Source organism: Brachybacterium sp. ACRRE (assembly GCF_022346485.1).
Taxonomy (GTDB): domain Bacteria; phylum Actinomycetota; class Actinomycetes; order Actinomycetales; family Dermabacteraceae; genus Brachybacterium; species Brachybacterium halotolerans.
Genome location: NZ_JAKRMO010000057.1, coordinates 18,687 through 27,850, shown reverse-complemented (window position 1 = coordinate 27,850; position 9,164 = coordinate 18,687). Strand labels below are relative to the sequence as shown.

The following is a 9,164-nucleotide window of genomic DNA, read 5'->3' as shown; positions in this document are numbered from 1 at the left end:
CAGGTCGGCGAGGCTCACGCGGCCGCCGTCGGCCGTGGGCAGGTCGAAGTCGGGGGCGGCATCGCCGACGGCGAGCTTCACGGATGCAGCGGGCATGGGTCGCCTTCCGGTGTGGACGGGAGCCCGCGTGCCCGGAGACGGGACCGCGTACGGCGTGCCCGGGAGGGCGTGCGGGCGCGGCGGACGGGCTGCGGCGGACGAGCGGGAGACACGACGTCGTGGTCCGCGCACTGTCACCCTCGGGGGCGACAAAGTGGAGCCCAGACGGGCGTGGTGACCTGTTCGTGATCGGTCGTCTCGCGATGCGTGCGCTCTCGACGGGGCGCGGACGGGGCCGACGGCAGAGGCCGACCGGGGCCGTCGCGGATACAGTGGCGGGCGATCGCGGCGGCGCTCGCCGTCGGACGCCGAGAGGAGACCCATGCCCGCTGCATCCGTGAAGCTCGCCGTCGGCGATGCCGCCCCCGACTTCGACCTGCCCACGGCCGACGGCGGCCGCGTGAGCCTCGCCGACCTGCGCGGCGCCCCCGTGCTGATCTGGTTCTACCCGGCGGCGAACACCTCGCTGTGCACTAAGGAGGCGTGCGACCTGCGCGATCACCAGGAGATGTTCGCCGCGAAGGGATACCGGATCCTCGGCATCTCGCCCGACGCGCTCGAGGACATCCAGCGCTTCGTCCGCGAGCAGGACCTCCCGTACACGCTCGCGGCCGACGAGTCCACCGACGTGATGCGCGCCTACGGGGCCTTCGGTGAGAAGAACATGTACGGCAGGAAGGTGCAGGGAACGATCCGCTCCACCTTCGCGATCGACGCCGACGGCATCGTCACCTACGTGAAGTACCGCGTGGGCACCCCCAAGCAGATCGCGGACCTCCAGGCGAAGCTCGGGCTCTGAGGTCGGACAGTCGAGCGGTGGGCGGATGGGCCGACGTGACATGCGCCCGATCCGTCGGCAGCCCTTTTGCTGGCCTGCGCACCCTCCGCTACGATGAACGGCGTTGCGCGCACGCAGCGCTGATCGGGGCCCGCCCCGCATCGTCGCCGCAGGTCGTGCACCGCGCACCCGGTGCGCGAGGAGACGTGGCAGAGCGGCCGAATGCGCTCCCCTGCTAAGGGAGTAGGCGGCAAAAACCGCCTCGGAGGTTCAAATCCTCTCGTCTCCGCCCGTGCGCGAGGGCCCCTGACCTGGTCGAATGGCCGGTCGGGGGCTCTCTCGCTGTGTGGTCGCACCATCCGGCGACGGTCCGCTCCCATGCCCATCGGGGCCTGCCCGTGAGACGTCTGCTCGCCTGTCGGGACGCCCCTGTACTCTTACCCAGACCGTTCAGAGCCGACACGGCCGTCGGCAGCTGTCGTCGGCTGTGCGCCGAGGCAGGAGCAGGAGGCCTGGTGTCAGACACAGGTGGCATCCATATCCCGACGCTGACCAGCGAGTTCCCCGTGGTCAGCGATGATCCGCACATCGATGCGCCGCTGCGCGCGACCGTCCGCAGGCTGTCCACGCTGCTGGGCCGCACGCTCGCCGACCAGCACGGCCAGGGCCTGCTGGACCTCGTCGAGGACGTGCGCCGGCAGACCAAGGAGGCCAAGCGCTCCGGCGACGCCGCCGAGGCGCAGGCGATCCAGAAGCGGTTGGCCGAGCTGCCGCATGAGCAGGCGACCGAGCTGACCCGCGCCTTCACCGAGTACTTCCTGCTCGCGAACGCCGCCGAGCAGCTCTACCGCGTCCGCGCGATCGACGAGAACCCCACCAGTGAGTCCTGGATCCCGCGCACCGTCGCGGAGATCCACGAGACCCTGGGCGCCGAGGCGCTCCAGCAGGCCGTGGACTCCCTGGACATCGAGCTCGTCTTCACCGCGCACCCCACCGAGGCCTCCCGTCGGGCGGTCCTCACGAAGCTGCGCAAGGTCTCCGACCTGCTGGCGGAGGAGACCGAGGAGGGCACTCCCGAGCGCCGCCGCCAGGACCGTCACCTCGCCGAGGTCATCGAGATGCTCTGGCAGACCGACGAGCTGCGCAGCACCCAGCCCACCCCGCAGGACGAGTCGCGCAACGCGCTCTACTACCTGCGCGGCATCTACCGCCACACCATGCCGGGCCTCATCGACGACCTGCGCGAGGAGCTGCGCGCCCACGGCGCCGACCTGCCCGAACGTGCCGTCCCGCTGCGCTTCGGCACCTGGATGGGCGGGGACCGCGACGGCAACCCGTACGTCACGGCCGACGTCACCCGCGAGGTCCTCGGCCTGCAGGCCGAGGCCGCGATCGACATCTCCGTGCAGATCGTCACCGATCTCATCGCCGATCTCTCCGAGTCCTCGACCCTGATCGGGGAGGACGACGCGCTCCGGGCCTCGATCGACGCCGACGTCGAGGCCGGCGGCTCCGTCGACGAGGACCAGCAGCGGATGTACGCCGCGGAGCCCTTCCGCCTCAAGCTCGGTGCGATCCGCACGAAGCTCGAGCACACCCGCGAGCGCATGCGCGACGGCTCGGCCCACATGCACGGCCGCGACTACCTCTCGGCCGACGAGCTCTTGGACGACGTCCAGGTGGTGCGCGAGGCCCTCGCCCGCCACAAGGGACGCCGCGCGGCCGACGGGGCGATCGCCGTCGCCCTGAACCTGCTCGCAGGCATCCGCCTCACCCTCGCCACGCTCGACGTGCGCGAGCACTCCGAGAAGCACCACGACGTGCTCGCCGCCATGTTCGACCGCCTCGGCGAGCTCGACCGTCCCTACGTCGAGCTCAGCCGCGCCGAGCGCGGCGAGGTGCTGGGCTCCGAGCTCACGGGCCGTCGGCCGATGTACGGGGCGTCCCTCGCCGAGGAGGACTCGGTCCTGGACGACTCGACCTCCGGCACGTACCGCGTGTTCACGGAGATCCGCAACGCCCACAAGCGCTACGGCACCGACGTCATCCAGACCTACATCGTCTCGATGACCCATGGGGCCGACGACATCTTCGGCGTCGCGCTGCTGGCCCGCGAGGCCGGCATCGTCGACCTCTCGAGCGCCGACGAGAAGCGCGCGGACATCGACTTCGCGCCGCTGCTCGAGACCGTCGAGGAGCTGCGCCACGCCGGTGAGATCCTCGAGGAGCTGCTGAGCAACCCCGCCTACCGGGAGATCGTGCGGCTGCGCGGAGACCGGCAGGAGATCATGCTGGGCTACTCGGACTCCAACAAGGAGTCCGGCGTGGTCACCTCGCAGTGGGAGATCCACCAGGCCCAGCGCACCCTGCGCGACGTCGCGGCCCGCCACGGCGTCACCCTGCGGCTCTTCCACGGCCGCGGCGGCTCCGTCGGCCGCGGCGGCGGCCCCACCTACGACGCGATCCTCGCGCAGCCCTACGGCGTGCTCGACGGCACCATCAAGTTCACCGAGCAGGGCGAGGTCATCTCCGACAAGTACACGCTGCCGGTGCTGGCGCGGGAGAACCTCGACCTCACGATCGCGGCCGTCCTGCAGGCCACCGCCCTGCACACCGAGCCGCGCACCACGCCCGAGCAGCTCGAGCGCTTCGGCTCCGTGATGGAGAAGGTCTCCGATGCGGCCTTCGCCCGCTACCGGACGCTGGCCGACGACCCCGACCTGCCCGAGTACTTCGTGACCTCCACCCCGGTGGAGCAGCTGGGCGATCTCAAGATCGGCTCGCGCCCCTCCAAGCGCACCACCTCGGAGAAGGGCCTCGACGGCCTGCGCGCGATCCCGTGGGTGTTCGGCTGGACGCAGTCCCGCCAGATCGTCCCCGGCTGGTTCGGCATCGGCTCGGGCCTCAAGGCGGCCCGCGAGGCCGGCTTCGAGGACGACCTGCACGAGATGCTGGGCAACTGGCACTTCTTCCGCACCGTCATCAGCAACATCGAGATGACCCTCGCGAAGACCGACATGGACATCGCCGCCCACTACGTGCACTCCCTGGTGCCCGAGAACCTGTGGCCGCTGTACGAGCGGATCCGCGAGGAGTACGAGCTGAGCGTCGCCGAGGTCGAGCGCCTCACCGGTGTGCTCGACCTCCTGGACGGCCAGCCCATCCTCAAGCGCACCCTCGCCGTGCGCGACCGCTACCTCGACCCGATCAACTACATGCAGGTCGCGATGCTGCAGCGCTTCCGCGCGGTCGCCGAGCGGGGCGAGGAGCCCTCCGAGGGGCTCCAGCGCGCCCTGCTCACCACCATCAACGGCATCGCCGCAGGGATGAAGAACACCGGGTGAGTCCGGCGGCGGCCGCCGACTGCGGCCGCCCCTTGGGTGAGCGCCGGTTGCGGTGGCGCCCCATCGCGGTCTCCTCCGGTCGCCGTGCCCGCACCGCACCATTGTTCTGCGCGGGTTTCCGGACCTTTCCATCAAGCGAAAGGTCCGGAAACCCGCGCAGACGTGTGTGGTGGCCGTTGTGTTGGCCTCCACCGTCCACCGTCCACCGTCCACCGTCGACCGGCTACCGTCCACCGTCCACCGTCCACCGTCCACCGGCTACGGCTCGCCGGGGCGCTGGGTGCGCGGCGGCGCGCATCGTCGACCGAGGCGCGCCTCGTTCCGACCGGCCCAGTTCTCCGCGGGAGGTGCCGGTGCGCCTGCGGCGAGGAACGCTCTGCGCATGCCCGCGAGAAAGCGTGCCGGCCGCTCGATGTCCTGTGCCGTCGCCGTGCGGATGTTCCACCCCACGGAGCTCAGTGCGTCGCGTCTGGCCTCGTCGTCGCGCCAGCGGGCCTTGTCCGTGCGATGGATGTCGCCCTGGTACTCCGCTCCGATCAGCAGACCCGGGTAGGCATCGTCGATGCGCCGCGTGCGGCCCGGTGAGTCAGGATCTCCCACGGTGTGATTGGGGACGGGCTCGGGGAACCCTGCGCGCACCAGGAGCAGGCGCAGGCGCGTCTCACCGGGGGACTCGACATGCGGCCGCGCGAGGCGAAGGGCATCTCCCACGGCCGGGCGTCCTCGCGACGAGGGCCGTTCCAGCAGGAATGCGTCGATGTCCGATGCCGTCGTGCCGGGGATCGGCGACGACGGCCCGATGAGGTGGTCGAGCAGGATGACGAGCTCGTCGAGGTCGAGAGCTGCGGCGAGCTGGCAGACCACGTCGATCGGGTGGGCGAGGATCAGCCCTCCGTGGTGCAATACCCAGTCACCGGGTCGGCCCCGGTGCACCACCGCATGCGGGCCGGCCGTGCGACGTGCATCCCGTGGCACCGAGCAGTGGAGCGGGGGAGGCTGCCAGAACGTCGTCGGCGTCTGGGACGTGCCGTCGCGTCCCTTGTCCGCCGGCACGCTGCTGGGCACCACCCAGACCCCGTCCCTGTGCTTCCCATGCTCGTGCAGCGTGCCGATGCCGCCGTCGAACCACCAGGGCAGGGGCATGCCGAGCAGGGCGGCCGCCGTGGAATGGCTGATGATGGCGTCGTGGATGATCGTGCCCTGGAGCAGGTGGCACAGATCGTTCAGAGAGGCCGGAGCGGCCGTCGGCGTGTAGTGATTCGGGAGCACGCGGGTGAGATCGCCGCCGCGCAGCCGTCGCGTCGACATCCCCAGGGTGAGCAGCTGCTCGCGGGACTGCAGGGATCCGGGGCGGAGCGGGACGGAGCGACGCGGCATGGCGCGAAGCTACGTCGAACCCACCGCGCGGATGCCCCGATTCCGGGCGCTGTGGACGCACCGGTCCGGGGGAGGAACGACGAACAACGATCTCGGGCGGGTCTGCGGACCATTCAGCCGCGTGAATGGTCCGCAGACCCGCCCAGAATCATCGGGGCGACGGGCGACGGGCGACGGGCGACGGGCGACGGGCGACGGGCGACGGGCGACGGGCGCCGGGCGACGGGCGGCGTCGGCGCGGGCAGTGAGCGGCGGCCCGCTCGAGGGGCCGCGCCCCGCCTCACCACTCGAGGATGGACCAGCGCTTCTTCTTGGCGACCGAGTAGAGGCCCAGGTCCGGCGAGACGGCCGAGGGCGTGCCCACGAGCTCGAGCCAGGAGGCGTCGGCGTGGGAGTCGCCGTAGCCGTAGGACTTCTTGAGGTCGGCGCCGTGCTCGTCGGCGTACTTGCGCAGCCAGTTGGCGCGGGCCTCGTCGACCACCGGGGGAGTGGCGAGATAGCCGCTCATCACGCCGTCGGAGGTGACGTCCATGCGGGTGGCGACGATGTCGTCGAACAGTCCGGCGAGCGGCTCGACGAGCACGTCGAGTGCACCGGTGACCAGCACGGTGCGGTGGCCGGCGCGGCGGTGCTGCTCGATGAGCTCGAGCGCCTCGGGGCGGATCGAGGAGCGGATCGAGCGGCCCAGGCTGCCGGAGAGCAGGTGCTCGAGCTCCTCGCGGCGGTAGCCCTTGTAGCGGCGGTTGACCAGGCGGATCAGCTCGGAGCGGTCGCGCTTCTCGGCCCTCAGGTAGGAGGGCACCGAGCGCAGCAGGGAGCCGATCTCCCCGGGCCACGAGGTGGCCGGCTTGGTCGCGCGCACCACCGAGAGGTACTGCTGGATGATGTTGGCGCCGACCACGGTGCCGTCCAGGTCGAACACGGCGAGGGCGTCGCTCGCCTCCTTCATCTCCGGCGCGGGGCGGTTCTGGCGGGCGCGCACGGCGGCGCGGCCGCGCGAGTACGCCTTGGTGAGCTCCGTGACCGCGGGCAGGTGGAGGTTCCGGAAGTAGTCGACCCAGTCCACCTTCGTGATGTCGAAGTCGTGGGTCGAGAGGAACTCGGCGGGCAGCTCCTCGCGCAGCGCGCGGGTGTTCGCGTCGTCGAAGACCATCTCGGTCTTCGTGTACTGGCGGTACAGCTCGATGTACTTGCGCAGCGTGGTCAGGCCGTCGGCGTTGCGGTGCAGGGTCGTGGTCCACTCACGGGTGCGGCGGGTCGCGGGCAGGCGGGAGACGACGGCCTGCCCGGCCTTGGTCGCGAGCTCCTTCATCCGGAAGCGCTGCTCGACGAGGTCGACGGGCGGGAAGGTCCAGTCGGGCATCGTCACGTCGTTGCCGTCGTCGTCCTGCAGAGGGTGCTCGATGAAGTACCCGCGCACCGCGTCGACCATCTCGTGGAAGGGCAGCGGGTTCGAGCCGCCGGAGGCCACCTGGTAGTAGGCGTCGTCGCCGCGGCGGGAGACGTCCTGGCTGGCGAGCGCGACGATCACGTTGACCACGAAGTCGACGGGAGTGATGTCGAGGATCGAGTCCGCGAGGCCCGGGAACTCGGTGAGCAGTCCGCGACCGAAGGCCATGATCAGCGGGTCGGCGACCTTGTAGCCGTCGATCCAGCCGGGGAAGGGCCGCTGCAGCGCGGACTCGATGATCGAGGGGCGCACGAAGGAGACGCGGTGGCCGTTCTCGGCCCACATCTCCTCGGCGACGCGCTCCGCCATCGCCTTGGTGAAGGTGTAGATGTCGGTCCAGCCGACGGACTGGGCGCGCGTGCGGCCGAAGTCGACGAGGCGCTCGTCGACCCACTGCTTGCGCGCCTCCTCGGCGGCGGCGGCGACGGCCTTGGGGCCCATGCGGCCGTCGCGCAGACGGGCGATGCGCATCTGGGTGCGCAGGTTCTCGGGCCGACGGGACTCGGCCTCGACGCGCTGGCGCGCCGCCTGGGAGGCCTCGAACTCGGCCTTCCAGTCGACGCCGTGCTCGAGGCGGCCCTCGCGGCGCAGCCCCTTGGAGATGCCGCCGACGTACGCGGTGGAGACGTGGATGACGTGGGGGTCCTGACCGGAGTCCAGGAGCGCCTGGTAGAGGTTGCGCGCGCCGCCGACGTTGGTCCGGAACGCGTCGTCGATCGGCGGGTCGAAGGACACCGAGGACGCCGAGTGGATGACGGTGTCGTAGCTCTTGTCGAGCCCCGGCATCGCGGTGAGGTCGCCCTCGAGCACGTCGACGCGCGCGTCGAAGGCCGCGCGCACGGTGTCCTTGCCCACGCGGTCGGCCCAGGAGGAGAAGACCGGCTTGCGCAGCAGACCCTCGAGGCGCTTGCGTCCGGTCAGCGTCCCCTTGGCGCGCACGACGGCGGTCACGCGGACGTCGTCGGTGTACTCGAGGAGCGACTGCAGGACGGCCTGGCCGAGGAAGCCGGTGACGCCGGTCAGCAGGATCTCGCGCGGGCCGGTGCGCTCGGGGGACGGGGTGGGGTTGGACATGCGGTGTTCCCTCAGATGCAGGTGGGCGGCCGACGTCCCGGCCGGGTGGGTCTTCCGGCCTCCGCCCGCCTGCGCGGCGGGCGTGCCCTACCGCGCAGGGGCGCGGGCGGACATCGTGCACGGTCTCGTCCGACGGTAGCGCATAGGGCCTTTCGCCACAGGTCGTCTGCGCCGCCGCGTGACGCGCACGACGGCCCGGACCCCCTCGGTGGGAGCACGGCGCCCATGTATCGTGGCCCGCATGCACAGGGCCCTTATCACCGGTGGGACCGCAGGCATCGGAGCGGCGTTCGCCAGGGCCTTCGCCCGGCGCGGCGTGGCCCTGGTGCTCGTGGCCCGCGACGAGACGCGCCTCCAGGAGGCCGCCGCCGAGCTGCGGGCGAGCCACGGCGTCGAGGTCGAGACCCTTGCGGCCGACCTCGCCGATCGCCAGGACCAGCAGAAGGTCGCCGACCGTCTCGAGCTGACCGGCGAGTTCGCCGGCTCCGGCGCGAGCGAGATCGACGTCCTCGTGAACAACGCGGGCTTCTCGGTGCGCGCGTCGCTGCTGGATCCCGACCTCAGCGAGCATGACCGCGGCTTCGAGGTCATGCAGCGCGCCGTGCTCAAGCTCGGCGGTGCCGCGGGACGCGCGATGAGCGCGCGCGGCGAGGGCTGGATCATCAACATCGCTTCCGTGAGCGCCTTCGTCACGCAGAACAACTACACGGCCATCAAGGCCTGGGTGACCAACTACTCCGAGTCGCTGAGCGTGCAGCTCGAGGGCACGGGCGTGCAGTCCACGGCCGTCACCCCCGGCTGGGTGCGCACGGAGTTCCACCAGCGTGCGGGCATCCGCGGCTCCTCGATCCCCGGCTTCCTCTGGCTCGATGCCGACGACCTCGCCGAGCAGGGTCTGAAGGACGTCGCCCAGGGCAAGGCCGTGAGCATCCCCGGCGGCCGCTGGAAGCTCATCACCGCGCTGCTGCGCTCGCTGCCGCGCCCTCTCGTGCACCGCCTCAGCTCGCTGCTCAGCTCCCGGCGCAGCAAGGAGCGCTGAGCA

The 9,164-nt window shown here is 71.3% G+C and carries 5 protein-coding genes and 1 tRNA gene; 4 read left to right on the top strand and 2 right to left on the bottom strand.

What is annotated here, in order from left to right:
* Positions 1 to 421: 421 nt before the first annotated feature.
* The 3 genes from MHY49_RS14930 to ppc all read left to right on the top strand — a co-directional run bounded on the left by MHY49_RS14930 (position 422) and on the right by ppc (position 4,221).
* Positions 422 to 898: a peroxiredoxin gene (locus tag MHY49_RS14930; RefSeq protein ID WP_239205406.1), complete on the top strand. Its 477-nt coding sequence runs from the start codon at positions 422 to 424 to the stop codon at positions 896 to 898.
* Positions 899 to 1,077: 179 nt separating this feature from the next.
* Positions 1,078 to 1,166 (top strand) — tRNA-Ser (locus tag MHY49_RS14925).
* Positions 1,167 to 1,392: 226 nt separating this feature from the next.
* Positions 1,393 to 4,221, top strand: coding sequence for a phosphoenolpyruvate carboxylase (gene ppc, locus MHY49_RS14920; protein ID WP_370646172.1), 2,829 nt, complete (start codon positions 1,393 to 1,395; stop codon positions 4,219 to 4,221).
* A 258-nt stretch (positions 4,222 to 4,479) separates the two neighbouring features.
* Here ppc and MHY49_RS14915 read toward each other — a convergent pair whose 3' ends face one another.
* Together MHY49_RS14915 and MHY49_RS14910 are read right to left on the bottom strand one after the other, a co-directional pair.
* A complete protein-coding gene (locus tag MHY49_RS14915; protein ID WP_239205404.1) occupies positions 4,480 to 5,598 on the bottom strand; it encodes a hypothetical protein in 1,119 nt (372 codons plus the stop codon).
* Between the two features lie 280 nt (positions 5,599 to 5,878).
* Entirely contained in the window at positions 5,879 to 8,122 is a 2,244-nt protein-coding gene (locus tag MHY49_RS14910) for an HAD-IB family hydrolase (protein ID WP_239205402.1), read from the bottom strand.
* A gap of 241 nt (positions 8,123 to 8,363) precedes the next feature.
* On the opposite strand from MHY49_RS14910, the gene MHY49_RS14905 reads away from it, so the two are divergent.
* Positions 8,364 to 9,161 carry an SDR family oxidoreductase gene (locus MHY49_RS14905; RefSeq protein WP_239205400.1) on the top strand — a complete coding sequence of 266 codons (798 nt, stop codon included), beginning with the start codon at positions 8,364 to 8,366 and terminating at the stop codon, positions 9,159 to 9,161.
* The last annotated feature ends 3 nt before the right edge of the window (positions 9,162 to 9,164 follow it).